We start from the raw sequence: 631 nt of genomic DNA, 5'->3' as shown, positions 1-631 counted from the left end.
TCACTCAGGTGCTGCTCAACAACGGCATCGATTCAACGTCGGGCGGCCAGTATTTCATCAACGGTGCCGACACCCGCACCAAGGGTCTGGATCTGGTCAGCAACTACAGCCAGGACCTTGGGCAGTTCGGGGCGGTGAAGTGGACGGCGGCGTTCAACTGGAATCAGACAAAGATCCTCAGCTACAAGGAATCCACCTCGATCCTCGGTACTTCCTATGAGCTGATGGACCGCGAAGCGCGCAATCTGATTACCGGCGTGCAGCCGCGTACCAAACTGATTCTGGGCGGCGACTGGAGCATCGAGCGCTTCAACCTGAACCTGGCGCTGACCCGTTACGGTTCCTACAAAGAGGTCAACTCCTCAACCAATCGCGATCTGGACCGGGTGTACAGCGCCAAGTGGATCACCGATCTGGACCTCGGCTACAACCTCAGCAAAAACCTCAACGTTGCCATCGGCGCAAAGAACCTGTTCGACATCTATCCAAAGAAACAGGGGGTTCCCAGCAGCACCATGGTCAGCAGTTACGGCACCTATTCGCCCTACGGTTTTACCGGCGGTTACTACTACACCCGGCTGACTTACGCCTTTTAAGGCCAGCACCTGAAAACCCCTATTGAGTGCAAGGA

The 631-nt window shown here is 56.1% G+C and carries 1 protein-coding gene; it reads left to right on the top strand.

What is annotated here, in order from left to right:
* Window positions 1–596, top strand: a 596-nt coding sequence (locus ALO43_RS15625; RefSeq protein WP_162235596.1) for a TonB-dependent receptor domain-containing protein, incomplete at its 5' end; no start/stop codon positions are given.
* Window positions 597–631: the final 35 nt, after the last annotated feature.

Origin of the sequence: Pseudomonas tremae, assembly GCF_001401155.1 — a bacterium.
GTDB lineage: Bacteria > Pseudomonadota > Gammaproteobacteria > Pseudomonadales > Pseudomonadaceae > Aquipseudomonas > Aquipseudomonas tremae.
This window is presented reverse-complemented; position numbering and strand designations above follow the sequence as displayed.